Source organism: Rhizobium mesoamericanum STM3625 (assembly GCF_000312665.1).
In the GTDB taxonomy this organism is placed as follows: Bacteria; Pseudomonadota; Alphaproteobacteria; order Rhizobiales; family Rhizobiaceae; genus Rhizobium; species Rhizobium mesoamericanum.
In genome coordinates, this window is record NZ_HF536772.1 from 408242 (window position 1) to 431838 (window position 23597).

The 23597-nt window shown below is 59.6% G+C and carries 24 protein-coding genes and 1 pseudogene; 7 read left to right on the forward strand and 18 right to left on the reverse strand.

What is annotated here, in order from left to right:
* Window positions 1-66: 66 nt before the first annotated feature.
* Entirely contained in the window at window positions 67-2274 is a 2208-nt protein-coding gene (locus tag BN77_RS01970; protein WP_007527921.1) for a CHASE2 domain-containing protein, read from the forward strand.
* On the opposite strand, the gene BN77_RS01975 is transcribed toward BN77_RS01970, so the two are convergent.
* Window positions 2271-3248 carry a FecR family protein gene (locus tag BN77_RS01975; RefSeq protein ID WP_007527922.1) on the reverse strand — a complete coding sequence of 326 codons (978 nt, stop codon included), beginning with the start codon at window positions 3246-3248 and terminating at the stop codon, window positions 2271-2273. The genes BN77_RS01970 and BN77_RS01975 overlap by 4 nt on opposite strands.
* A 190-nt stretch (window positions 3249-3438) precedes the next feature.
* Here BN77_RS01975 and ubiG point away from each other — a divergent pair, with 190 nt between their 5' ends.
* Complete coding sequence (ubiG, locus tag BN77_RS01980; RefSeq protein WP_007527924.1) at window positions 3439-4188, forward strand: bifunctional 2-polyprenyl-6-hydroxyphenol methylase/3-demethylubiquinol 3-O-methyltransferase UbiG; 750 nt, start codon at window positions 3439-3441, stop codon at window positions 4186-4188.
* Between the two features lie 8 nt (window positions 4189-4196).
* On the opposite strand, the gene BN77_RS01985 is transcribed toward ubiG, so the two are convergent.
* The 6 genes from BN77_RS01985 to BN77_RS02005 form a co-directional block, all read right to left on the reverse strand.
* Entirely contained in the window at window positions 4197-5075 is an 879-nt protein-coding gene (locus BN77_RS01985; protein ID WP_007527927.1) for an SDR family NAD(P)-dependent oxidoreductase, read from the reverse strand.
* The gene (locus BN77_RS01990) at window positions 5072-5857 is read right to left on the reverse strand and encodes a hypothetical protein (protein ID WP_007527929.1); all 786 of its coding nucleotides are present in this window, start codon (window positions 5855-5857) and stop codon (window positions 5072-5074) included. Before BN77_RS01990 ends, BN77_RS01985 begins: the two co-directional genes overlap by 4 nt.
* A 10-nt stretch (window positions 5858-5867) precedes the next feature.
* Window positions 5868-6455 (reverse strand): protein-S-isoprenylcysteine O-methyltransferase, encoded by a 588-nt coding sequence (locus BN77_RS01995; RefSeq protein ID WP_007527931.1) that lies wholly within the window; start codon window positions 6453-6455, stop codon window positions 5868-5870.
* A 64-nt stretch (window positions 6456-6519) separates the two neighbouring features.
* Window positions 6520-7098, reverse strand: a complete 579-nt coding sequence (locus BN77_RS02000; RefSeq protein WP_007527933.1) for a hypothetical protein — start codon at window positions 7096-7098, stop codon at window positions 6520-6522.
* A 147-nt stretch (window positions 7099-7245) separates the two neighbouring features.
* On the reverse strand, window positions 7246-7374 hold the full coding sequence (locus BN77_RS34605; protein WP_037075964.1) for a hypothetical protein: 129 nt from the start codon (window positions 7372-7374) through the stop codon (window positions 7246-7248).
* A 170-nt stretch (window positions 7375-7544) separates the two neighbouring features.
* Window positions 7545-8120: a L,D-transpeptidase gene (locus tag BN77_RS02005; protein ID WP_007527936.1), complete on the reverse strand. Its 576-nt coding sequence runs from the start codon at window positions 8118-8120 to the stop codon at window positions 7545-7547.
* Between the two features lie 232 nt (window positions 8121-8352).
* On the opposite strand from BN77_RS02005, the gene BN77_RS02010 reads away from it, so the two are divergent.
* Window positions 8353-9108, forward strand: a complete 756-nt coding sequence (locus BN77_RS02010) for an SDR family NAD(P)-dependent oxidoreductase (protein WP_007527938.1) — start codon at window positions 8353-8355, stop codon at window positions 9106-9108.
* Window positions 9109-9122: 14 nt separating this feature from the next.
* Here BN77_RS02010 and BN77_RS02015 read toward each other — a convergent pair whose 3' ends face one another.
* From BN77_RS02015 to BN77_RS34610, 4 genes and pseudogenes are all read right to left on the reverse strand, one after another.
* Window positions 9123-9551, reverse strand: a complete 429-nt coding sequence (locus BN77_RS02015) for a DUF1178 family protein (protein ID WP_007527940.1) — start codon at window positions 9549-9551, stop codon at window positions 9123-9125.
* Window positions 9548-10405: a carbon-nitrogen hydrolase family protein gene (locus tag BN77_RS02020; RefSeq protein ID WP_007527942.1), complete on the reverse strand. Its 858-nt coding sequence runs from the start codon at window positions 10403-10405 to the stop codon at window positions 9548-9550. Before BN77_RS02020 ends, BN77_RS02015 begins: the two co-directional genes overlap by 4 nt.
* Before the next feature lie 9 nt (window positions 10406-10414).
* Window positions 10415-10672: a glutaredoxin 3 gene (gene grxC / locus BN77_RS02025; RefSeq protein WP_007527945.1), complete on the reverse strand. Its 258-nt coding sequence runs from the start codon at window positions 10670-10672 to the stop codon at window positions 10415-10417.
* A gap of 95 nt (window positions 10673-10767) precedes the next feature.
* Window positions 10768-10903 (reverse strand): annotated as a pseudogene (locus BN77_RS34610) (ComF family protein); the annotation flags it as partial.
* A gap of 178 nt (window positions 10904-11081) precedes the next feature.
* Between BN77_RS34610 and BN77_RS02030 the strand changes: the two are divergent.
* A complete protein-coding gene (locus BN77_RS02030) occupies window positions 11082-11966 on the forward strand; it encodes a methyltransferase domain-containing protein (RefSeq protein ID WP_007527947.1) in 885 nt (294 codons plus the stop codon).
* A gap of 8 nt (window positions 11967-11974) precedes the next feature.
* On the opposite strand, the gene BN77_RS02035 is transcribed toward BN77_RS02030, so the two are convergent.
* The 6 genes from BN77_RS02035 to BN77_RS02060 all read right to left on the reverse strand — a co-directional run bounded on the left by BN77_RS02035 (window position 11975) and on the right by BN77_RS02060 (window position 16091).
* The gene (locus BN77_RS02035) at window positions 11975-12139 is read right to left on the reverse strand and encodes a Flp family type IVb pilin (RefSeq protein ID WP_007527949.1); all 165 of its coding nucleotides are present in this window, start codon (window positions 12137-12139) and stop codon (window positions 11975-11977) included.
* Between the two features lie 67 nt (window positions 12140-12206).
* Entirely contained in the window at window positions 12207-12524 is a 318-nt protein-coding gene (locus tag BN77_RS02040; RefSeq protein WP_007527951.1) for a hypothetical protein, read from the reverse strand.
* Window positions 12525-12647: 123 nt separating this feature from the next.
* Window positions 12648-13061 carry an 8-oxo-dGTP diphosphatase MutT gene (mutT, locus tag BN77_RS02045; RefSeq protein ID WP_007527953.1) on the reverse strand — a complete coding sequence of 138 codons (414 nt, stop codon included), beginning with the start codon at window positions 13059-13061 and terminating at the stop codon, window positions 12648-12650.
* On the reverse strand, window positions 13058-13879 hold the full coding sequence (locus tag BN77_RS02050) for a GNAT family N-acetyltransferase (protein ID WP_051177082.1): 822 nt from the start codon (window positions 13877-13879) through the stop codon (window positions 13058-13060). Before BN77_RS02050 ends, mutT begins: the two co-directional genes overlap by 4 nt.
* Entirely contained in the window at window positions 13848-15089 is a 1242-nt protein-coding gene (gene argJ, locus BN77_RS02055; protein ID WP_040676613.1) for a bifunctional glutamate N-acetyltransferase/amino-acid acetyltransferase ArgJ, read from the reverse strand. Before argJ ends, BN77_RS02050 begins: the two co-directional genes overlap by 32 nt.
* Before the next feature lie 114 nt (window positions 15090-15203).
* Entirely contained in the window at window positions 15204-16091 is an 888-nt protein-coding gene (locus tag BN77_RS02060) for a peptidylprolyl isomerase (RefSeq protein ID WP_007527959.1), read from the reverse strand.
* A 246-nt stretch (window positions 16092-16337) separates the two neighbouring features.
* On the opposite strand from BN77_RS02060, the gene secA reads away from it, so the two are divergent.
* The 3 genes from secA (at window position 16338) to BN77_RS02075 (ending at window position 21921) form a co-directional block, all read left to right on the forward strand.
* A complete protein-coding gene (gene secA / locus BN77_RS02065) occupies window positions 16338-19052 on the forward strand; it encodes a preprotein translocase subunit SecA (protein WP_007527961.1) in 2715 nt (904 codons plus the stop codon).
* Window positions 19053-19214: 162 nt separating this feature from the next.
* Window positions 19215-20627: an oligosaccharide flippase family protein gene (locus BN77_RS02070; RefSeq protein WP_007527962.1), complete on the forward strand. Its 1413-nt coding sequence runs from the start codon at window positions 19215-19217 to the stop codon at window positions 20625-20627.
* A gap of 4 nt (window positions 20628-20631) precedes the next feature.
* On the forward strand, window positions 20632-21921 hold the full coding sequence (locus BN77_RS02075) for a GNAT family N-acetyltransferase (RefSeq protein ID WP_007527965.1): 1290 nt from the start codon (window positions 20632-20634) through the stop codon (window positions 21919-21921).
* Window positions 21922-21940: 19 nt separating this feature from the next.
* Here the strand turns inward: BN77_RS02075 and BN77_RS02080 are convergent, their stop codons facing one another.
* On the reverse strand, window positions 21941-23569 hold the full coding sequence (locus BN77_RS02080; protein WP_007527967.1) for an AMP-binding protein: 1629 nt from the start codon (window positions 23567-23569) through the stop codon (window positions 21941-21943).
* Between the last annotated feature and the right edge of the window lie 28 nt (window positions 23570-23597).

The following is a 23597-nucleotide window of genomic DNA, read 5'->3' on the forward strand; positions in this document are numbered from 1 at the left end:
TGCGCCCCGGAAACTCTGTTCTCGTCGGCGCCACCTGATTCCCCGGCACGAGGGCTCCGATCGCAAATGACCCGTGCGCAGCAAATCGGCGTTACCATCGGCCTTGCTATCGTCGCGGCCTTCACGATGCTGCGGGCAAGCGACCCCCCGCTGCTGCGGCAACTGCGCGACATTACCTTTGACGAGTACCAGCGCATTTCACCGCGCCCTTTCGAGCCGACGCCGGTTCGCGTTGTCGACATCGACGAGGCCTCGCTCAGGGAATTTGGCCAATGGCCCTGGCCGCGCGACCGGCTGGCCCTTCTCGTGCAGCGGCTATCGGATCTGGGGGCAGCTGCGATCGCATTCGACGTGCTTTTTGCCGAGCCCGACCGTCTCTCGCCACGCAGCATCATGCGTGATGTCGCCGGCGTTGACCCAACGCTGATAAGCCGGCTGCCTGACAATGATGAACTTTTCGCCGAGGCGATTGCCGGACGCCCCGTGGTACTCGGCTTCGGCCTGACGACGGAGGGCAACTACCGGCCACCGGTCAAGGCGGGCTTCGCCTTCACCGGCGAAAGCCCGATCAACGCTCCTCCCCGTCTCGATGCGGCGACGCCGGTGCGCCCACAACTGCAGATCAACGCTGCGGGCCTTGGCCATGTCAGCCTAAACCCCGGCAATCCGTCAGCCGTCGTCCGCAAGGTGCCGCTCTTCTTGACGGACGGCGAGCAGCTCTATCCAAATTTGGCGATCGAAGCTCTCCGCGTCGCGCAAGGTGCCTCAACCTACGTTCTGGCGGCGGCTCCCGAGTCCCCGGACACGCTGACATCGGTCAAGATCGGCGAGTTCGTCGTGCCAGTAACAGCGAGCGGGGAGCTGTGGCTGTATACCAGTCCTGATGTTGCGGAACGCTATATCTCCGCCAGCAAAATCCTTGCGCCGCAGGGGGTTGATCCACAGGTCGCCGCCGCCATTGAGGGAAGCATCCTTTTCGTCGGCACGTCCTCGGCGGGCCTGCAGGATATCCGCACGACAGCTCTCGGGCAGAACGTTCCGGGTGTTTCCATGCATGCCCAGACTGTCGAGCAGATCCTGACCGGTCATTTTCTATCCCGGCCCGATTGGGCGGATGGAATGGAAATCCTTGCGGTTGCCACGCTAGGCACGATCCTGGTGGTGCTAACGACCTTTGTGAGCCCGGCCGTGGCGCTCGCCTGCGGGCTCTGCATAACGATGCTGGCAGTTGCGGCATCCTGGTTTGCCTTCTTCACCTGGGGCCTGCTGTTGGATCCGCTCGCACCGATTATTGCCGGCTCGATTACCCATTTCGCGGCGACATCGTTTCGCATCCTCATCATCGACCGCGAGCGCCGCGAAGTTCGCCGCGCCTTCGGGCAGTATCTCTCGCCATCACTGCTTTATCGGATCGAGCACACCCGCAATGCGATGCGGCTCGGGGGCGATGACCGCGAACTGACGGTAATGTTCGTCGATGTTCGTGGTTTCACCGAACTCAGTGAACGGCTGCAGCCGGCCGAGGTTGTCCGCTTCTTGAACACGCTGCTCGATGCCCTGAGCCGTCACGTGACTGCCAATGAAGGCACGCTCGACAAGTTTATCGGGGACTCGATCATGGCCTTCTGGAACGCCCCCGTGGACGTCACGAACCATCCTGCCAAGGCGGTTCGCGCCGCCCTTGCGATGCGTGAGACGCTTGCCTCCCTCAACGCATCTGATGCCTTCGGCTTCGGCCCAGATCATCAGGTGGGTATCGGAATCGGCATTCACACGGGGCTTGCTTGTGTCGGCAACATGGGGGCCGAGTCACGCTTCAACTACTCCGCCGTCGGCGATGCCGTCAACGTCGCCGCACGTATCGAATCCGCCTGCAAGGAAGTCGGCTTCGACATCCTCGTCTCGGAGAACACGGCCGGCGAACTGCCGCATGTCGCACTCCTCGATGCCGGCCGACTTGGGCTGAAGGGCAAGACCAGCAAGGCGCGCCTCTACGCGGTGGTCGGTGGTGAAGAGGTTCGTGGCTCCAGCGCCTTTGCTGACTTACAGCGCATTCATTCGGAGCTTGTCGCGGCCCTACACGCCCATTCGCCGGAGAGCCGGAAGATGCTCAACATCGCCAAGCTCAAGGCAGCCGAACTAACAGCGACCCTGCCCCAATTCTACAGTCGCCTCGGGCGCAGGGCCGATCACTTTCGAGACAATCCTGTCCATGACGTTGGCCCCAGGGGCACGGATCTGTCGCATGAAGCCAAGCTTCACCTCGATCCTTAATTGTCGCTCCGGTGACCATTGTGTCCGTCGCGGTCATGATCGTCATCATCCCTGTCATGGCCGCGGTGATCACGATCATGGTGGTCTCGACCACCGTGATCCCAGTCATGATGATCCCAGTCATGATGATCCCAATCATGGTGATGATCAGGCTTATCCGGTTTGTCCGGCGTGTCCGGCGCCTGTTGCGGCGTCTGCTGTGGAGCTTGCGGTGCCTGGGGGGCCTGCTGAGGTGCCTGCGGCGATGGCTGCTCCTGTCGCTGTTGCCGCTGCGGCCGGTCCTGGCGGTCTTGGCGCAACGATGCTAACCCACAACTGGTGCGAATGCCGCCAAGTGCCCCGGAAAGCTGCTGATCTCCGGAGAGGAACGGCAATGCTCGTGGATTGCTCAGTGTCTGGAGCGTACGACGGTCGACCTGGCTGGGATCAGTCATCCTTCCGCCCCTGGTTGCAACCACACAATCGCACTGCTGCCGCAGTTGCCTGCAGCCGCCCGGCCCGCAGAAGCTCGCCGAACCATTGAGCAATACGATCGCCGTCGTGCCGTTGGGGCCGACGTAAAAGTCGAAGGCCGTGCCGCGCACCCCAATCGTCCCGGCCGGTGTTACGATCGAATAGGCCGAGGACGCCGAATTGCCGCTGATCCAGCGGAACGTGCCCTTCGCTGCCTTGATCGATAGCCGTTTTACGGAATCGGAATCATCATAGACGAACTTATCGATAACGACTGTAGAGCCTGCCCCGACCGCGAGTTTCGTGCCATCCTTGAATACGAATTGTCCAAGACCGGATGTTGAGGTTCGAATGCGCTCGTCGCGGTGTACCGGCGATCGGACGACCAGTGGACCGGCCTCGCCCGTCACCTCCGTCCGAATCAATGTCGCCTGCCCCACCGGCTCGGCTGAAAACGCCTGCATCGGCCCAAGCAACGCAGCAAATAGGCCTGCAGCGACAGCACCACAGAAGCGAGACATAATCGACCCCCGACAAACTTTCAGTATATTAGCATATTGTTAACTTTAACGTCTCCTCATCTTCTTGGTGTAGGCAGCGTCGCAGTTCGCCTTATTTGAAAGTTGCTTGCGACACCGCGTCCTCCGGCCGCTCTTGACTTCCACGCGGCTTCGGCCGACTTCACTCAGAACGAATGCGAGGAGCGAAAACATGAGTGAAGCGGCAAAAAGCACGATCGACCAGCAAGAGGTGGACCGCTTTTCCGCCATGGCGGCCGAATGGTGGAGCCCCACAGGCAAGTTCAAGCCGCTTCACAAATTCAATCCCGTGCGGCTAGCCTATATCCGCGACAAAGCAGCGGAAAACTTCGGCCGAGACATCCGCGGCGCAAGGCCACTGGAAGGTCTTCGCGTCCTGGATATCGGATGCGGCGGCGGTCTGCTTTCAGAGCCCGTTGCACGAATGGGCGCAAGCGTCGTCGGTGCCGATCCGTCAGAGAAGAATATTGGCATCGCCTCGACCCATGCGAAGGCTTCTGGCGTGCCTGTCGATTACCGAGCTGTGACGGCCGAGCAGCTCGCGGAAGGCGGCGAGACATTCGATATCGTTCTCAACATGGAAGTCGTGGAACACGTCGCCGACGTCGACTTCTTCCTGGCTACCTGCGCCAAGATGGTTCGCCCGGATGGCCTGATGTTCGTCGCGACCATCAACCGGACAATGAAGGCCGCCGCACTCGCCATCTTTGCTGCAGAGAACATCCTGCGATGGCTGCCACGCGGCACGCATCAGTACGAGAAGCTTGTCCGCCCGGAAGAAATCGAAAAACCTGTGACGGCAAACGGCCTCTCGATCATCGATCGCACCGGCGTCTTCTTCAATCCGCTGTCAAACCAGTGGAATCTGTCGAAGGATATGGACGTGAATTACATGATGCTAGCGAAACGCTCTCGCCGATAGCGCCTGGCTCAGATGCCTCCCCGACGGGCCTTCCTTGAGCCGCAGCATTCTTTGAACGGTTTGCCGGAGCCACAAGGACACAGGTCGCGACTGCGCCGTTGCAGGCGACCAATCAAGCGGACCTTCACCGTCGCCGGTAGAGATGATGCGACGAAGGCCGCCAGCTTTGCCGAAAGACCGGGCACCACCAGGCGACGGCTGGATTTGAACCCGCTCCAGGCGCGCTCGGCCACATAGTCGGAGCTGAGCTTCGGCAAGATCTTGAACAAGGCAGCCCGACCAGCGCCCGATTTCTCCAGGAACTCTGTCGCAACCGGCCCAGGCGCGACGCAGGTCACAGCCACACCGGTCGACTTGACCTCTTGATGCAAAGCCTCTGAAAATGAACGGACGAAAGCCTTACTAGCATAGTACAGCGCCATGTTCGGCCCCGGCGTGAAACCGGCAATGGAACCGAGGTTGAGAACGCCGCCCCGTCCGCGTGCCACCATTCCCGGTAGGAAATGCAGCGTCATATCCGTCAGTGCACGGACGTTGACGTCGACTATACCGAGCTGGTCGGCAATCGGAAGCGTAGTCGCCGGGCCTCGCAATCCGTAGCCAGCACTGTTGACTAGAACGTCGCAGACCAGACTATTGGCCGTAAGAAAGTCCTGCAGTCGCCTTGAGGCATCAGTCGCAAGAAGGTCGAGCGAGAAAGTGAATGCTTGGCCGCCGGCCGCCTTCACGTCGTTCGCGGCCGCACTCAATCCATCCGATGACCGCGCCACTAGGACGACGGTCGCTCCTTCCCGCGCGGCAACCTTGGCAATCGCCCGACCGATGCCGCGGGAGGCGCCGACCACGACCACCGCGGGGCGCAAAGATTCACCCTGTTCATCTGTCATGACACTTTTCCAGACGCAGCCTCGCCCATGATCGCTTCGCGAGAAGCCATACCTTGGACTTCCTCGGTGATTGCTCCATTCAGGATGTTTTCGAAGCGAATCAACGCGCGGGCAACATTGGCTCCATCCATCACGCGGTGGTCATAGTGGATGCGGACCGTCACCGTACCGTCTTCGGAAATCGAGCCATAGTTGAAAATGGTGGTCAGTGGTGTGAGGGGGTTCAATGATTCTGCCCCGAGGCCCGAATAGACCGACAGCTGGAAGGTGCCGAAACGGCGTCCGCGCTGCCGCCCGAGGTTGAGCCCCAGCCACATGAGCAGCCAACGAATCGGGCCAGGCGCGCGCGCGAATCTCAGGGCCTTGCGAAACTGCTTGACCTCCTGAACCGGCTTGGACCTGGCGGCTAGAAACAGTTCCTCGATCTCGCCTATCGGGCGATGCTCCGGGTCCTTGATCGTGCTTAGCAGAACAATCCGCTCGCCCTCATACTCGCGCTCGTGAGCGACGGAGGCGATGCTGACCGGATATTCATAGAGCTGCGGCCGGGGTAGCTTCACGTAGGCCCGCCGCAGTTCCGGTACGTCCTGGCTAAGAAGCGCATAGCCCTTTAGAAACAACACGGTCCAAGACGTCTTGCGCTGCTGCGCCATCCTCGCTTGTTGCAACGGCTTAAGGTTCATCTGTCGCTGCACCGTTACGCGCGGCACGCCGATTGAAAACCGCATGAGGTCTCCGACCAGACGCCGCGATGGCGAAAGCTTGATGGCACGTCCCCGCATCAGGCGTCCTCTAGTAGATGTAGGGGATAATTCGCTTTGTCCGGTCCATGTAGGCGCGATACTCAGGACCGAAAATCTCCAGCATCATGCGCTCCTCCTTGTCCACCCGCAGAAAGAAGAGAACCGCAAAGCCGATGACACCCGCCAGGCCGACCACCCAATTTGCCAGCAGGAACGCCTGGCCGAGCGCCATGAGCAGGAAGGACGTATACATCGGGTGGCGCACGAGGGCGTAGGGCCCGTGAGAAATCAGCTCGTGTTTCTCGCGAATCTGCAGCGAAATGGACCAGTTGCGGCCGAGCGTCTTATGAGTTCTGCGGAAGACCCACATTGCCATGCAGAACAGTATTGCGCCGAGGATCACCGCCCACAGATGCGCCGTATAATCGGCAGCCTCAGGCTTCCCCGTCGCGACATAGAAACCGGGAACAAACGCGAGCCCCAGAAGGGCGGCCGAAAGGCCGACCGCCTCCGTGGTCGAGCGACGATCGCTGACGACCCTCGTTCGCCTGGCGCGACGTTCCGAAGGATAGCGAATTGCGTACCAGGCAACGATGCCAAGCACCCAGACGACTTTACCAATGAGAGCAACGCTCAATTCAGTTCACCCGAGCCCTTTGTCATCATGCGAACGCTATGACCCGACGGGCTCGTTCCGCAGTTCACGTATTCATCTCTCGAAGTTTTGTAACGAACTCTTGCGGACGAAGCCAGATGCTGGGCGTCTTGTATCCCATGGAACTTGCGATTTCGCCGACGAAATTGTTGCAATTGTCCACCGTGGCCTGCCACAACTTCGATTTTGCCTGCAATTGGCGAATGAACGCGACTGTTTTGTTGTACTCTGCCTCGGTAAGCAAAATGCGCCAACTTGCCGAGCGATAGGCTTCCTCAAGGTCCCCGTCCGTGGCCCCGGTTGTGGCCGGGACGGGAATGAAGTGCCCGAGAACGTAGGGCGCGGCATCTGGAGAAGCTGGAGCAAGCCCGGCAACCTGCGGATTGACCATCCCCCCGGCCTTATTCAGCCGCCCGAAGACTGCATAGGTGTGGCCATAAGTCAGCGCGTAGCGGGAACGGAATTCGATGAAATACTGGCCCTCTCGCTGAGCAGCCTTGCCGACTTGCGCGCCACGGGCATCCGAAGTGAACCTCGGTTGCGGTGGCTTGTCGTCCGATTGACAGGATGTAAGAGCGAGAGCAGTGAGAACAAGTATGGAAAGGTGGCCTTTTGCAAGCGTCATAACTACGCTTCATCTCCGAGATCGATGAGCACAGACACTCATGCATAATGCCAGCCTAGGGTTGCGCATCTGCACGTAGGCGTCTGGCTCCGCCAACGATTCGGGGGAGGGGCCACGAGTCCCTCCCCCTTACTCAAAGGTCAGATGTTATTTTGTGATTGGGGCCTCTGCTACTGGCGGCGGGGCTTTGCCCTTGCCCTTACCAACTGCTCCGCAAGCCGTCAGGCTCGAAACAGAAAACAACGCAACAAGGCACATGATTAGGATTCTGCTCATCAAGTAGTCCTCTCCGTTAGCATGGAATAGGTTATCGAAGGCAACGATTCTACTAATAGCGGTAAAATAGCCCCAAGCCAAGTGCAGAAAGGGCACAGTGCGGCACTCGCGTCACGCAAGCGACGCGCAATGCTAACAGAGGGTGGCAATATCGATACAAAATGTAAGTATCATATGACCAAAACGCTGGTCCCCACCGGCGCTCGGCCGTAAAGGTGCATGATGTCTTCGTTGGTCATGCGGATGCAACCATTCGACACCGCCTGTCCGATCAACCACGGTTCATTTGTTCCGTGAATACGAAAGTAGGTATCCTGCCCGCCACGGTAGAGATAAAGCGCCGCTGCACCGAGTGGATTGTTTTCCCCGCCGGGAACGCCCCCTGCGTATTGAGCCAACCGCGGCTTGCGCTCGATCATGCTCGCAGTCGGTGTCCAAGACGGCCACTCGGCCTTTCGTCCGACCACGGCATTGCCCTTCAGAGTAAGACCTTCCTCACCAACCGCAACGCCGTAGCGTGTCGCGCGGCCCTCATCCTCGACGTAGTAAAGGTAACGTTCGTAGGTGTTCACGACGATGCTGCCCGGCCCCTCGCTGCCCGAATATGCGACCTCGCGGCGCCGGATAGGGGAACCCGTCGAAGAGAAGGGATTCCCTATTGGCCAACTCGCTGTGGCGCATCCAGAGGTCATCAAAGCCACACAGCCCAAGACTAGGCCACGGCGCGTAATATGGTCGTTATCCATCGTTACCTGCTGATATTGGTGAGCCCTATCGCTTTCCTTTAGCATTCTGTTGTTTTCAGGCCAAGCCATCGTCGGATCGCACCAGCGCTCTTCTGTGCAGAAACCTCCCTGTCGTTGTATAAGTCCTTCATAATGTCGGCCTGCTAGAGGGCGCCTCTTGCGGCAACACGTGCCGCAAAGCTAGGTTGGAGCGATTGGGTTGATCTGGTCGAAGGGGGCGATAGCAAAAACGATGAATCTTGGCTTCGAAGGAAAGGTAGCGATTGTCACTGGCGCCGGCTCCGGCATCGGCGCGGCCATCTCTCGGCAATTGGCTGAGGAAGGCGCGGAGGTTGTTCTTGCTGATATCAATGCCGAGGCGGCGGAGCGTGTTGCAGCGGAGATTTGCGAAAAAGGCGGCAAATCTCGCCACTTTGCCATCGATGTTACGGATGCAGCCGCGGTTGAAAAGCTGGTTGCAACAATAGGGGAAACGTGCGGCGGTCTGCATCTTGCGGTCAACAACGCCGGCGTCGACGGTGTGCGCAGGGCGACGGGGGATTACCCGCTCGACAACTGGCACAAACTCCTGGATGTCAATCTCAATAGCGTCTTCTACTGCATGAAATACGAGATCGGGGCGATGTTGGCGGGTGGCGGCGGCGCGATTGTCAACGTGTCGTCCGTGCTCGGTGCCGTCGCATTACCGATTGCATGCGCATATACGGCGGCCAAACATGGCGTCGTCGGACTAACAAAGGCGGCGGCGATAGAGTATGCGCGCCTTGGCATTCGCATCAACGCGGTCGGCCCCGGCTGGATTGAAACACCGCTTTCGTCAGAACATCGCGACATTGCGAGCAGCCGGCGCATGGAAGCATTGCAACCGATGGGCCGGCGCGGCACACCGCAAGAAGTGGCGGCACTTGTATGCTTTCTGTTGTCTGAGCAAGCAAGCTTCATAACTGGTAGCTACCATCTCGTGGACGGAGCCTATAGCGCGCACTAGGCTTAGGCTATAGGCTAGTTCACATCGTCGGGTAGAACGGGTAGCGCGGCAATTTCGATGCCTTCGTCGAGAAGCGCCTGCGCCTCGTCGACTGTGGTCTGCCCGATGATGCCGCGGGCGTCGCTCTCTCCGTAATGGATCTTGCGCGCTTCCTCGGGAAACCGTGTTCCGACATCCTCGGAGTTGGCCTTGATCGTCGCGACGGCTTCTTTGAGTTTCTGGAACGCCTCGCGTCGCATCGTGTCCATCGCGAGCGTTTGCATTTCATCTTTCTTGCGCGCCGTCGAGACGGACGGAGCCATCAGGAGCTTGGAGATAGACGTAGAATTGCAGACCGGGCAGGTGAGAAAGCCTGACGCGACCTGGCGATCGAAATCTGCACTTTCGGAAAACCAGCCTTCGAATTCATGGGCATTTTCACAACGCAAGGAATAGCGGATCAAGCGGCGACGCCTCCCGCGACTGCCCTTACGACCCTCTCGATGGAGAAATCACGACCGTTTTTCAGGTTCGGAATCTTGTCGTGCGCGGCTTTGACCGCAGCAGTGTCGATGTCGGCAACGATGATGGCTTCGCCTTCCGGACCGGCCGAAGCCAGAATCCTACCCCACGGATCGACGATCATCGAGTGACCATATGTCTCACGCCCATCCTCGTGACGCCCGGCCTGAGCAGCAGCAATCACAAAAATGCCATTCTCGATGGCGCGCGCCCGCAGCAGGATTTCCCAATGCGCCTCGCCGGTTTGTTTTGTGAAGGCGGCCGGAACTGTCATCACTTCGGCACCGGCGATAGCTTGGGCGCGGAAAAGTGTGGGGAAGCGAACGTCATAGCAAATCGCAAAACCCATTTCGGCAAAGGGCAGCGACAACACGCGCGCCTCTGACCCCGGGCGGTACGCCGCGCTTTCGCGCCAGCTCTCACCGTTGTCCAGATCAACATCGAACATGTGGATCTTGTCGTAGCGGTTCAGAATCGTTCCGTCCGGTCCGAAGAGATAGCCGCGATTGGCAAGCTTTCCATCACTAAGGGCGATTGCGGTCGAACCGACATGCATGAAGATGCCAAGGTCCCGAGCCAACTCCGAACCGGTACGGACGACGACATCGCTGGTTTCGTCCCGTAGCAGCGTCTTGGCAGCAGCCCGATCACGCTGCAACATGCCGGTCATCTCAGGTGTCTGCACATATGTCGCGCCTTTGCCCACAGCCTCGCGAACAAGGCGTGCCATCGTAGCAGCGTTCCTCTCGGGATCGACGCCGGAACACATCTGGATTGCGGCGGCCGTAAACGTCATCGTTCTTCCTTATGCAGCAAGAAGAGGATCAAGCCCACCGGCACGATCCAGCGCATAGAGATCATCGCATCCGCCGACATGCTGCTCACCAATGAAAATCTGCGGGAAGGTCGTGCGACCGTTGGACTTGCCGATCATCTCCTGGCGAATCTCCGGCGCAGAGGTGGCATCGTGCTCGACGAAATCGACGCCCTTTTCGGCCAACAGCGATTTGGCGCGCGTACAATAGCCGCAGGCTTGGCGCGTATAGATGGTGACGGGTGCCATGAGGACTCCAGACAATTCAGTTATCTTTTTGTCATATAGTTTCTGAACGAGCCCTTGCAAAGGTCAAAACCATTATGTCCGCCGCTCCTGCCCTATCTCAGGCCGTGCACCAGCGGGCGCACCGGCTCGTGACGAAGGCCGCAGCCGGTCGAAAGGCAGGGGATTGGCTATCGCCTCTACACTGAGAACGCCAGACAGACGATCATGCGAGAAGGGGATGCCCAGAACCTCGCCAGAGAAGGTGACTAACAGCCCGAAGGAGCATCAGCAGCGACGCTTTTAGTTTGAATAGGCAATCATAGTCTCATCAATCCCATTTCATCTCGACCGCTTCGTGGAAGATCAACGGATTTCGCCTCCGAGGAAAATCGCCTTGCAGCACCCGTTCCGCGGGACTATGCACTGCTCCATGGATATGATTTTTGACCAGGCACGGATTGCTGCAAACCGCCATCGCGCGCTTCGCCATCACGATCCCAACGCGACCTTCCTCCTTGACATCGCCGCAAAGGAACTGGGCGAACGCCTTGCCGTAGTCGAACGGACATTCGAGCACGCGGTCGAGTTGCACGGCGCCACGGGCGCGGCGGCCCGCGCCGCGATCGCGACCGGCAAGATCCAGCACCTGACCCGAGTCGAGAGCGAGCAAGCCTACGCGGAAGCGGACGAGCACTTTGTCGAGGCCGCGCTGGAAGAGGTCCCCTTGGAGCCGCGGTCGACCAACCTCCTTCTGGCACCGCTTAGCCTTCATTTGACCAACGACACACCGGGCGTCTTCATCCAGATCCGCCGTGCATTGAAACCCGATGGCCTCTTTCTTGCGGCTCTTCCCGGGGCGGGCACGTTGCAGGAGTTACGTGAGGTGCTGCTGACGACAGAAATCGAGATGACCGGAGGCGCGAGCCCGCGGGTGATCCCCTTCGCTGACGTGCGCGATGTCGGCGGTCTGATGCAGCGTGCCGGCTTTGCGCTGCCGGTGATTGATGCGGAGACCTATACGGTGCGTTACGACTCGATCTTTCCGTTGATGAAGGATCTGCGGGCGATGGGGATGTCCAATCCGCTCGTCGCACGCAGCCGCAAGCCCTTGACCCGCGCCTTCTTCCTACGGGCGGCTGAGATCTACGCGGAGCGCTATGCCGATCCGGATGGTCGAATCAAAGCAACGTTTTCCATCATTTATGTTTCGGGATGGGCGCCTCACGAGAGCCAGCAGAAACCGCTACGACCGGGATCCGCAAAAGTCAGACTTGCTGATGCACTGAAAGTCGAGGAGCACAAGCTGAAGCAGTAGCCATCTGCCTAGTTGGGGAACTGGTTTGAGATGGTATCGAAGAGGCCGTTGATACGACCGCCAAGTGCCTGCGCACCGCCAATTAAGGCGATTGATATGATAGCCGCAATGAGACCGTATTCGATCGCGGTTGCGCCACTGATGTCAGCCAGAAATGCCTTTACTACTCGCATTGCCCACCTCGGCGCTGGAGCGGCAGTCGTCGATTGCGTTGCAGATGCCGCTACAGCAACGCTCCCATCAGCAGCCGGCCCCGCTTCCATAGCCTTGCACTACGCAAACCGAGCCCGGTGTTTCCTGAAGGATGCTCCGGCGGATCGTATAGCGCTTGCCATTCTCGGTCTTCGGAATCGAGCCAGTTGCCATAGTATCGAATTCAGACGGTGCGCTCGCAAAGACGCTAGACTTGGACTTGTCGGCAAGCATAGGAGTCAAGATCAAAGTCAGCGCAACAACAGCCGTGCCAAACAGCAGCGCGATGTTTAGCACTCCCGTTGTGCTCGAGGCAGTCGAGGCCTGTTCTTTCTCTCTTACGGCTTTCCAGAAATCATCGTCCATGCGTCAAGCTTTCTACACACACGCCAGTTGCTTGATTGAGGCCGATATTTGGCAGAAGGTGTTAAACGATCGATTAATATCCACACCCAAATTGGACGCTTGGAGGATAATAATCAGAAGTTCCTAAAGTAGATCCTGCAATATCGGAATAAGCGGCTCGTCAGCCGGCGGCATCGGGTAGTCGCGCAGCGTTTGCGGCTTCACCCATTTCAGCGCCTGTCCTTCTTTTCCGTGCGGAATTCCTTCATAGCGCCGGCAAACATAGAGCGGCATCAGAAGATGAAACTTCTCATATGAATGGCTCGCGAAGCTTAGCGGCGCCAGACAGGCGACCTTGGTCGTGATCCCAAGCTCCTCGTGAAGCTCGCGCACCAGCGATTCCTCAGGCGTCTCGCCCGGTTCGACCTTGCCGCCGGGAAATTCCCAAAGTCCGGCAAGCGACTTTCCCTGGGGGCGCTGGGCCAGCAAGATGCGCCCGTCAGAATCGATCAGGGCACAAGCGGCAACAAGAAGAATGCTTCGGGCTGTCTCGCTCATCGCGGCGGCTCCTGCCGCCAATAGGAATAGCGGTAAGCCTCATGGAAGCCGAGCCGACCGTACAGCGCCAAGGCTGGAGCGTTCGTGACCTTCACCTGCAACCAGGCGGAGCGGGCACTGCGCATCCTCGCCCAGCGCAGGGCGGAGGTCAGGATTTCTATGCCAAGTCCCTCGCGTCGGCGCTCCTTTGCCACGGAAAGCGACATGATGCCGGCAAGATCATTATCCTGGACGCAAAGAACAGTCGCGAGCGGTCCCGTCTGCGCGTCTTCGATCATGAAGAGCCCCGAGGGCGGCTTTATCGCATTGATGATCTCGGCGAGCGCTGGCTTCAGCTTGGACGACACCCCGTCGGTTGTAAGATTGGCATCCACAAAGCGGCCAATATCGTGCGTCGGCAGGTGATCTAGCGTATCCGGAAGCTCCGCGTGGGCAAGATCGCATGTCATCACGACCGTCTCGTCGAAGGGCACCCACTGCTGCTGCCGCACGAGATCGATTAGCACTGGCGAGGCGAGCGGCGTCTGACGCAGAACGGCGGGGCGGCCATAGGCTTCGAACTTGCGGCTTGCCTTCGCAAGGCGGATCTCGACGTCGCGATGATCCGAGGGATCGAGCGGCACGATCGAATTCAGCCGATTGGACGGATGTCCCGCCGTCAGGCGTACCTGCCAACTACCGTCATACTGAACGGACGAGGCGGGCCAAGCCCGAAAGCCGACGGCTTCCAGCCTGCGCACGAGCGGCAGATTTGCCTTCTTGGATAATGATTCAGTCAATGGAAAATCAGCTCCGGTAGTCACCGTTGATGGCGACATACTCCTTTGTGAGATCGCACGTCCAGACCGTCGCGGTGCCGTTTCCGAGACCGATGTCGACCCTTACAGGAATATCCTGCTGTCTCATCACGTTTGTTGCAGCTTCCTCGGAATAGCCTGCATCGCGCTCGCCATTGACGGCGACCCGCACGTCGCCGAACCAGATGGCGAGCCGGTCGCGGTCGGCCATTTCGCCCGATTTGCCGACCGCCATGACGATACGGCCCCAGTTAGCATCCTCGCCGGCGGCCGCTGTCTTGACGAGCGGCGAATTAGCAATCGACAACGCGATTTTCTTGGCCGCGACGTCGCTCTCGGCGCCAGTCACAGTGATCTCAAGCATCTTGGTCGCGCCCTCGCCATCTCGAACAACCTGCAGCGCAAGATCCTTGAGGAGATCGTTGAGAGCAGCGCGGAACGAGCCGAGGCGCTGGTCGTCCGCCTTGTCTACACGAACCTGACCGTCTTCGGCGGTCGCACCCGTTGCAAACAACATCAGCGTGTCCGACGTCGAAGTATCGCTATCGACCGTCATAGAATTGAACGTCGGATCGACACCCTTGGACAGGAGCGACTGCAGGGCAGCGGGAGCGATATCAGCATCGGTGACGACGAAAGAGAGCATGGTCGCCATGTCGGGCGCAATCATGCCTGCGCCCTTTGCAATCCCGTTGATCGTCACCTTCACGCCGCCGATTTCGGCAGTGCGAGTCGCGACCTTCGGATAGGTATCGGTGGTCATGATCGCCTTGGCCGCCTCAAACCAGAAGTCGCCGGTCGCCTCCTTGTGCATCTGATCGAGAACGCCAGAAAACTTGGTGGCGTCCAGCGGTTCCCCGATAACGCCGGTGGACGCGAGGTAAACTTCGTTCTCGCCGCAGCCAACGGCAGCCGCGGCCGACCTTGCGGTCAGGGCCGTGGCCTCGCGGCCCTTGAGACCCGTGAAGGCATTCGCATTTCCGGAGTTGACGACGACGGCTCGTGCTACGCCATGCGGCAGGTTTGCGCGGCAGAAATCGACGGGCGCCGAGGGGCACTTCGAGCGGGTAAAGACGCCAGCGGCTGACGCCGGCTTGTCGAAGACCATCATCAGCACATCGGTGCGGTTCTTGTACTTGATGCCGGCTGATGCAGTCGCCATCCGCACGCCACGCAAAGCGGGCAAGGTGGCATAGGTTTTCGGAGCGAGCGGGGAAACGGAACCGGACATGGCGATCGACCTGATGGATGGATTCCCGGGCGAAGTATAAGCCAGCTCGCTCAGCGGAAATACGACAACGATATAGTGAAGGGCCCGGAAGAACCGGGCCCGACGTGCTAGATCTTACTGCTGAGGCTGCTGCGCGGGTGCATCGCCCGGCTGCGGCTGCTTGTTGGCATCCTCATAGCCCTTGCGCAGCGTCTCGTCGGTGATGTCGACCTTGGACTTTTCCTTGGCGCCCGCAAGAAGCGCGAGATACTTGTCGCGCATCACTAGCTGGCGAACTTGGTCCTTGACCTGATCGAAGGCCGGCGGAGCGGCATCGCGCTTATCCTCGACGAGGATCACGTGATAGCCGAAGTCGGTCTTCACCGGTGTCTTGGTGTAGGTGCCCTTTTCAAGCGCGAAGGCGGCCTCTTCGAATTCCTTGACCATGCGGCCCTTGGTGAAATAGCCGAGATCACCACCGTCAGCCTTGTTCGGATCGGTGGACTTTTCCTTGGCTAGGTCCGCAAAGTTCTTGCCGGCGTCAAGCTGCTTGATGACGTCCTTGGCCTCGTCCTCGGTCTTCACGAGGATATGGCGGGCGTGCACCTCTTCCTGCTTCGGCAGAGCAGCGACTTCCTTGTCGTAGCGGGCCTTGACTTCTTCATCGGTAACCGTGTCGACGACTTGCTTCTTGAAATAAGCATTGTGCAGCTCGCGATCGGCGAGATACTGCATGCGCTTCTTGAATTCGGCGGTCTGGTCGAGCTTTTCGGCAATTGCGTCCTGCGCCAGCAGCTTGACGTCAATCGCGGCGGACAGCGCGGCGATCTTCTTCTGGTCGTCTGGCAGCTGCGCGAGCTGCGGGTCGAGATTGGCGACGGCCAGATCGAGATCAGACTGATGAATCTCGACATCGCCAACCTTGGCAATGACGGCATCCGGCTTGTCTTCCGCACGGACAGGCGCCTGGAACGCAACGAAAGTTGCGAACGCCATCACAGCGATTTTGTTGTAGTTCAACATCAAATAACCCTTCACAGTTAAACCCACCGGCTTCAACGTCGTGAATCCAGCCTGAAACAGCCATCAACACCGGATTGTGGCCTTTCTATATCAGCCAAATCCGTTGACATCATTCGACCCCCCTCTTATCTGTCACGCAACCTCGCGTCCAGAACAGTTTCCTGGTGTTTCGAGACGTGTGCCTGAAATTCGGCCGGGCAGCGGATAAGAAAAGCCGGGGAATATTATTGAGAAAGGACCAGTCATATGGTCAGCTTTGGCGGTATAGCCCGCAAAATATTTGGCTCTGCCAATGATCGCCGCGTGCGGTCTTTCCAGCCGAACGTCGCAGCCATCAATGCCATCGAAGAGAAAACGAAGGCACTGAGCGACGAACAGCTGGCTGCCCAGACCGTCGAATTCCGCAAGATGCTGGCAGACGGCAAGACGCTGGACGATATTCTTGTGCCCGCTTTCGCCGTTGTGCGCGAGGCGTCGCGCCGGGTCCTCGGCCTGCGACCTTTTGACGTACAGCTGATCGGCGGCATGATCCTTCATGACGGCGACATCGCGGAAATGAAGACCGGCGAGGGCAAGACGCTCGTCGCTACGCTGCCGGTCTATCTGAACGCTCTCGCCGGCAAGGGCGTGCATGTCGTCACCGTGAACGACTACCTTGCCCGCCGAGACGCGGCCACCATGGGCAAGATCTACGGCTTCCTTGGTCTGACCACGGGCGTCATTGTCCACGGCCTGTCGGACGAAGAGCGCGCTGCCGCCTATAATTGCGATATCACCTACGCAACCAACAACGAACTCGGCTTCGATTATCTGCGCGACAACATGAAGTACGAGAAGAGCCAGATGGTCCAGCGCGGCCATAACTTCGCGATCGTCGACGAAGTGGATTCGATCCTCGTCGATGAAGCGCGTACGCCGCTGATTATCTCTGGTCCGCTCGACGACCGCTCCGATCTCTACAACACGATCGACGCCTTCATTCCGCTTCTCTCGGAGGGCGACTACGAGATCGACGAAAAACAACGCTCGGCTAACTTCTCCGAGGAAGGCACGGAAAAGCTGGAGAACCTGCTTCGTCAGGCCGGGCTGCTGAAGGGTCAGTCACTCTACGACATCGAGAACGTGGCGATCGTCCATCACGTCAATAACGCGCTCAAAGCCCACAAGCTGTTCCAGCGAGACAAGGACTACATCGTCCGCAACGACGAGATTGTCATCATCGACGAGTTCACCGGCCGCATGATGCCGGGTCGCCGTTACTCGGAAGGTCAGCATCAGGCGCTCGAAGCCAAGGAAAAGGTGCAGATCCAGCCGGAAAACCAGACTCTGGCCCAGATCACCTTCCAGAACTACTTCCGCATGTATGACAAGCTCGCCGGTATGACAGGTACGGCGCAGACGGAAGCGGAAGAATTCGGCAACATCTACGGCCTCGACGTCGTCGAGGTGCCCACCAACCTACCGATCAAGCGTATCGACGAGGACGACGAGGTCTACCGGACCTTCGAAGAGAAGTACAAGGCGATCATCGCCGAGATTGCGGACGCGCAGAAGCGCGGCCAGCCGGTTCTCGTCGGCACGACCTCGATCGAAAAGTCCGAATTTCTGGCCGATCTGATGCGCAAGCAGGGCTTCAAGGACTTCCAGGTTCTAAACGCCCGCTACCATGAGCAGGAAGCCTATATCGTAGCGCAGGCCGGGGTGCCGGGTGCCGTGACGATTGCCACCAACATGGCAGGCCGCGGTACCGATATTCAGCTCGGCGGCAACCCCGAAATGCGTATCGAGCGCGAGCTTGGCGAAGTGGAGCCCGGTCCGGAACGCGACGCAAAAGCCGAAGCGATCCGCGAAGAGATCAAGAAGCTCAAGGAAAAGGCCCTCGCCGCCGGTGGCCTCTATGTGATCGCGACCGAGCGCCACGAAAGCCGCCGCATCGACAATCAGCTGCGCGGCCGTTCCGGTCGTCAGGGCGACCCGGGCCGCTCGAAGTTCTACCTGTCGCTTCAGGACGACCTGATGCGCATTTTCGGCTCCGACCGAATGGACGGCATGCTGCAGAAGCTCGGTCTCAAGGAAGGCGAAGCGATCGTCCATCCCTGGATCAACAAGGCTCTCGAGCGTGCGCAAAAGAAGGTCGAAGCCCGCAACTTCGATATCCGTAAGAACCTTTTGAAGTATGACGACGTTCTGAACGACCAGCGCAAGGTGATCTTCGAGCAGCGCCTCGAGTTGATGGAATCACCGAGCATCACCGAAACTGTTTCTGACATGCGCCGCGAGGTCATCGAAGACCTCGTCGAGAAGCATATTCCGGAACGCGCCTATGCCGAGCAGTGGGATGCCGTCGGTTTGAAGGAGCGCACGGCTGCTCTACTCAATCTCGATTTGCCGATCGAAGACTGGGTGAAGGAAGAAGGCATTGGCGAGGACACCATTCGCGATCGCCTGACGGAAGCGTCGAATGCGGCCTTTGCCGAGAAGACCGAGCGCTTCGGTCCCGACATCATGCATTACGTTGAGCGCTCGGTCGTGATGCAGACGCTCGACCACCTGTGGCGCGAGCATATCGTCAACCTCGACCACCTGCGCTCCGTCATTGGCTTCCGCGGCTACGCACAGCGCGATCCGCTGCAGGAATACAAGTCGGAAGCCTTCGAGCTCTTCACCTCGCTGCTAAACAACCTGCGCGAAGCAGTCACCGCACAGCTGATGCGCGTCGAACTCGTCCAACAGGCGCCGTCCGAGCCGGAACCGCCATTCATGCAGGCGCACCATCTCGATCCGAATACTGGCGAGGACGATTTCGCGCCTGCCTACCTGGCTTCGGAAGTTGTTGTTGCGCCCGAAAACCGCAATCCGGCCGATCCCTCCACCTGGGGCCATGTTGGCCGCAACGAGGCCTGTCCCTGCGGCTCCGGCAAGAAGTTCAAGCATTGTCATGGTGCCTTCGCACAAGCTTGAGTCCGAGCCGCGCCAACGCTTCGAAAATGCCGCCTCCCGGCGGCATTTTCTTTTGTGGGAATCGCGTTTCCCTTTAAGCGCCTAGCCGTTGCTACAACCGTTTCTTAACGCCGTTCTGCCAAGACTTCCGCTGGGATGCCTCAAGGGTTTTGCGTGTTTGCGATGGCAGTCATTGAGACGGCGGAAAAGATGCTGCCTGCGGGTCTGCGCCCCGCTGGTCGTCGTATGCTGCGCTCGCTCGCTGCCGTTTTGACCGCGCGGGGCGACAAGGCTGTCGCGCAACGCATGGCGTTGACCGCTTTCTCGATCCGCATTGTCAGCGCCGCACTCGCCTTTCTGTCACAGATCGTCCTGGCCCGACTGATGGGCGAATACGAGTACGGGATCTTTGTATTCGTCTGGGTTCTAATCGTCCTCTTCGGCGATCTCTCCTGCTTCGGCTTCCACACCGCCATCGTCCGCTTCCTGCCGCAATACAAGGCAACAGGCGCGATCGAGAAAATCCGCGGACTGACCGGCACCGCCCGAATCTTCGGATTGCTGTCCGGGACGGCCGCGCTTTCGATCGGCATGATCGCTCTGCATGCCTTCTGCGCCAGGATCGAGAGCTACTACGTCATACCGATCTTCCTCGGCCTGATTGCCATGCCGATGATCGCCCTCGGCGATATTCTGGAAGGCACATCGCGCGCCAACCACTGGCCTGTCATGGCCTTGAGCCCCGCCTACATCATCCGGCCTGTTCTCATCATTCTCTTCATGCTGACAGCGATCGCCATCGGCGCGCCGCATACGGCGGTGACGGCGATGCAGGCGGCGCTCGCCGCCACCTATGTGACCGCCGTCGGGCAGTACGTCGCAACTCTTCTGCGGTTGCGCCGCCACTACCAGGAAGGTCCGCGCGAGGTCGATTTCCTCGGTTGGCTCGGTGTCGCCTTCCCGATTTTTCTCATTGAGGGCGTCAGCTTCCTCTTGACCAATTCTGATGTCGTCGTGGTCGGCGTCTTCCTCGGACCGCAGGATGTGGCGATCTACTTTGCCGCCGCGAAAACGATGGCGCTGGTTCACTTCATCAATTTTTCGGTGAAGGCAGCCGCCGGTCCGCGCTTTTCAAGCCTGATCGCTGAGAGCACGCGCCAGCAACTCGCCTCGGCGGCAATCGACGCCGCAAAATGGACCTTCTGGCCTGCACTTGTCATCGGCCTTACCGTCGTCGCCGCCGGTCACTTACTCCTCTCGCTGTTTGGTGGTGCTTTCACGGCCGGCTACATCGTGATGGCGATCCTGCTGGCGGGCATTCTTGCCAAGGCGCTGGTCGGACCGGCAGAAACGCTGCTGATGATGGCTGGCAAACAGAACGTCTGTGTTCTGCTTTATGCCGTAGCGCTTGGCGCGAATATCAGCCTCAACCTGCTCCTCATCCCCAGACTGGGCATCGAGGGCGCGGCAATCGCCACGGCTTCGGCCATGGGCGTGGAAGCCGTCCTCCTGCATTTTGCCGTCCGGCGCGCGCTTGGCATCGCGCTCTTCGCATTTGCCACGCCTTGCCCCGTCAAGACAGACATGGAAACTTGATAGAATGGTGCGCATTCCTCCAGCCAGCGAAGCAACCGACGTCACGACGAACCGCATGGTTCACGAGCTCGCGGCTCTTGATTTCGACGCACCGCAGGCGGATGCGCGCGTTGAAGTCGGCCGGCGGGGTCGCGAACTCTGCCTTTACTCAGGCAAGTTGGGCTACGAGCTGCAGGAGGAGCTCGATTTCCTGTCTAACCGGGCGATGGAGCCGAATGTCTTCTTCACTGGGCGCTTTCTCGCGCCGGCCATGCCGCGGCTAGATGACCGACAGGTGAAATTCGCCCTGTTGCGGGACCAGAGCGACACGCGAAGCCGGATGCGTTTCCTTATGCCGTTCTCCGTCGAAAAGCCCGGCTTCGCCGTCGGCCCCTCCATCGTGCGTGTCTGGTCGAACAGCTTCGCCCCGCTTGGCACGCCGCTGATCGATGCCGAGGATGCAGGCGAGACGCTGGACAATCTCTTTGACGGCCTCACTCATCGGGATCTGCGCCTGCCGCCGATCCTCGTGCTGCCGGATGTCAGGCTGAACGGCATCTTTGCACGAATGGTAAGGGCAGTCGCCATCAGCCGCAATCTGCCGATCACGATCACCAGCCCCTATCAGCGTGCGATGTTACAGAGTGATGAGGATGCGGCCGCCTATCTGCGCAATGCGATTTCTTCATCGCATCTGAAGGAGATGCGCCGTCAATGGCGTCTGCTCGAAGAGTTGGGCACGGTGGTCTACAGCGTTGCCCGCCAGCCCCGCGAAATCCACGTACGTTTCGAGGAATTCCTTGCCCTTGAGGCAGGCGGCTGGAAGGGCAAGAAGCGTACCGCGTTGGTGACCGACCGCTACCACACCGCGTTTGCCCGAGAGGCCGTCTCCAATCTTGCTGCGGTCGATGCAGTACGCATTCATACGATCGACCTCAACGGGAAGGCGATCGCCTCGATGGTGATCTTGATGATGGGCAGCGAGGCCTATACCTGGAAGACGGCCTACAACGAAGCCTATGCGCGCTATTCGCCAGGCAAGCTGCTGATGGGCGAGTTAACGGAATGGCACCTCGACGACGCCAACATCGCACGCTCCGATTCCTGCGCCGCCCCCGATCACCCGATGATCAACCGCTTTTGGAAGGAGCGGGAGGACATGGGGACCATGGTGATCGGGCTTCACCAGAATGGAGACCGCGACGTGCGCCAGGTGGCGGCCCAACTTCACATGTACAGCAGCACCCGCAACGTTGCGAAGTTGCTGCGCCAGAAGATCGTGTCTCTCGCCCGGCGCGGCAAGTCTCCTCAGTGAGCTCCTCGAGGCAAACGTCTCAGCCCGTGCTTGCCCGCTCTCTGAGAAGGCGGCGAATCACCTTGCCTGTTGTCGTTAGCGGCAATTCCGAGACGAATTCCACCTCGCGTGGATATTCGTGCATCGAAAGCCGCATCTTCACCCAGTCGCTGATATCGGAGGCCAAGCAATCGCTTGGCTCGAACCCCGGCGCCAGCACGATATAGGCCTTGACGATCTCGGTACGAACGGGATCGGGCTTGCCGACTGCTGCGGCGAGCTGCACGGCCGGATGGCCGCTGAGACAATCCTCGATTTCCGCTGGCCCAATGCGATAACCCGAAGAAGTGATGACATCGTCATCCCGGCCAAAGAAGGTGACGTAGCCGTCTGCATCCTGGCGCCCGATATCGCCCGTCAGCAGCCAATCGCCCGCAAACTTCCGTTCGGTTGCGGCTGCGTCATTCCAATAACCGAGAAACATGACGGGATCCGGCCGACGGATGGCGATCTGCCCGGTTTCACCAACGGGAAGCTCCTCTCCAGATTCGCTGACGATAGCCACGCCATGCCCGGGCACGGGCCGACCGATCGCACCGGGACGGCTGATACCGATCGCTGCGCTCGACGACAGCACGAAATTGCACTCCGTCTGCCCGTAGAACTCGTTGACGGTAATCCCAAGCGTCCGCTTGGCCCACTCCAGCGTTTCGGCACCAAGGGACTCGCCCGCCGCGCCGATCGTGCGCAGCACGAGGTCATACTTGGAGCGTGGGTCGGGCACCGATTTCAGCAGCCGGAGCGCTGTCGGCGGAATGAAGCCGTTGCGCACCTTCATCTCAGACATGATGCGAAAGGCCGTGTCGGCATCGAATTTCTGCGCCGGCGACGAGACGACAGGGATGCCGAGCAGCAGGCTTGGCAGCAGCGCATTCAACAGGCCGCCAGCCCAGGCCCAGTCCGACGGCGTCCAGACCTTGTCGCCCGGCAGCGGGAAGCCCTCATGGGCGAATTGCATCCCCGGTATGTGCCCGACCAGCACCCGATGACCGTGAAGGGCGCCCTTCGGCGGACCGGTGGTTCCCGACGTGAAGATCATCAATGCCGGGTCATCGGGCGCCGTCTTCGCGACCTCGAAGACCGGCGGATGGCCCGCCACCAGCGAGGCAAATGATCGTGCGCCTTGGCCATCGCCATCGACGCTGATGACCTCGGTCAGATCAGCGAGCCGACGACGGATTTGGCTGACGCGGTCAAGCCCGAATGTGTTGGTGATAACTGTACAAGCGCCTGCCGTTCGCAGCCGATATTCAAGCGCCTCGACACCGAAGAGCAATGCCAGCGGCAGCGCGATCGCGCCCATCTTGTAGATCGCGACATGGGCAACGACCGTCTCGAAGGACTGAGGCAGAAGCAGCGCGACACGATCGCCCTTCTTCACCCCCAGCGACACCAAAGCATTGGCGAGCGACGACGAGCGGTCGGCCAGCTCGCGATACGTCATTGAGAGGTGGTCGCCGTCAGGACTGAAGTGCTCAAGGCAAACCCGCTCCGGCGCCCGCTCGGCCCAGTCGTCGCTGACCGCACGGCCAATATTGAAATCCTCCGGAATGTCCCACGCAAAATCGCGGTAAAGGTCTTCATAGCGATCGCGTTGCGGCAGTCTCATCGGCGGAAATCCAGTCAAATGCTGCAGC

Coding starts and splice junctions, on each gene's coding strand:
- BN77_RS01970 (WP_007527921.1), top strand. CDS start 67: ATGACCCGTGCGCAGCAAATCGGCGTTACCATCGGCCTTGCTATCGTC.
- BN77_RS01975 (WP_007527922.1), bottom strand. CDS start 3,248: ATGTCTCGCTTCTGTGGTGCTGTCGCTGCAGGCCTATTTGCTGCGTTG.
- ubiG (WP_007527924.1), top strand. CDS start 3,439: ATGAGTGAAGCGGCAAAAAGCACGATCGACCAGCAAGAGGTGGACCGC.
- BN77_RS01985 (WP_007527927.1), bottom strand. CDS start 5,075: ATGACAGATGAACAGGGTGAATCTTTGCGCCCCGCGGTGGTCGTGGTC.
- BN77_RS01990 (WP_007527929.1), bottom strand. CDS start 5,857: ATGCGGGGACGTGCCATCAAGCTTTCGCCATCGCGGCGTCTGGTCGGA.
- BN77_RS02000 (WP_007527933.1), bottom strand. CDS start 7,098: ATGACGCTTGCAAAAGGCCACCTTTCCATACTTGTTCTCACTGCTCTC.
- BN77_RS34605 (WP_037075964.1), bottom strand. CDS start 7,374: ATGAGCAGAATCCTAATCATGTGCCTTGTTGCGTTGTTTTCTGTTTCG.
- BN77_RS02005 (WP_007527936.1), bottom strand. CDS start 8,120: ATGGATAACGACCATATTACGCGCCGTGGCCTAGTCTTGGGCTGTGTG.
- BN77_RS02010 (WP_007527938.1), top strand. CDS start 8,353: ATGAATCTTGGCTTCGAAGGAAAGGTAGCGATTGTCACTGGCGCCGGC.
- BN77_RS02020 (WP_007527942.1), bottom strand. CDS start 10,405: ATGACGTTTACGGCCGCCGCAATCCAGATGTGTTCCGGCGTCGATCCC.
- grxC (WP_007527945.1), bottom strand. CDS start 10,672: ATGGCACCCGTCACCATCTATACGCGCCAAGCCTGCGGCTATTGTACG.
- BN77_RS02030 (WP_007527947.1), top strand. CDS start 11,082: ATGGATATGATTTTTGACCAGGCACGGATTGCTGCAAACCGCCATCGC.
- BN77_RS02035 (WP_007527949.1), bottom strand. CDS start 12,139: ATGCGAGTAGTAAAGGCATTTCTGGCTGACATCAGTGGCGCAACCGCG.
- BN77_RS02040 (WP_007527951.1), bottom strand. CDS start 12,524: ATGGACGATGATTTCTGGAAAGCCGTAAGAGAGAAAGAACAGGCCTCG.
- mutT (WP_007527953.1), bottom strand. CDS start 13,061: ATGAGCGAGACAGCCCGAAGCATTCTTCTTGTTGCCGCTTGTGCCCTG.
- BN77_RS02050 (WP_051177082.1), bottom strand. CDS start 13,879: ATGTCGCCATCAACGGTGACTACCGGAGCTGATTTTCCATTGACTGAA.
- argJ (WP_040676613.1), bottom strand. CDS start 15,089: ATGTCCGGTTCCGTTTCCCCGCTCGCTCCGAAAACCTATGCCACCTTG.
- BN77_RS02060 (WP_007527959.1), bottom strand. CDS start 16,091: ATGTTGAACTACAACAAAATCGCTGTGATGGCGTTCGCAACTTTCGTT.
- secA (WP_007527961.1), top strand. CDS start 16,338: ATGGTCAGCTTTGGCGGTATAGCCCGCAAAATATTTGGCTCTGCCAAT.
- BN77_RS02070 (WP_007527962.1), top strand. CDS start 19,215: ATGGCAGTCATTGAGACGGCGGAAAAGATGCTGCCTGCGGGTCTGCGC.
- BN77_RS02075 (WP_007527965.1), top strand. CDS start 20,632: ATGGTGCGCATTCCTCCAGCCAGCGAAGCAACCGACGTCACGACGAAC.
- BN77_RS02080 (WP_007527967.1), bottom strand. CDS start 23,569: ATGAGACTGCCGCAACGCGATCGCTATGAAGACCTTTACCGCGATTTT.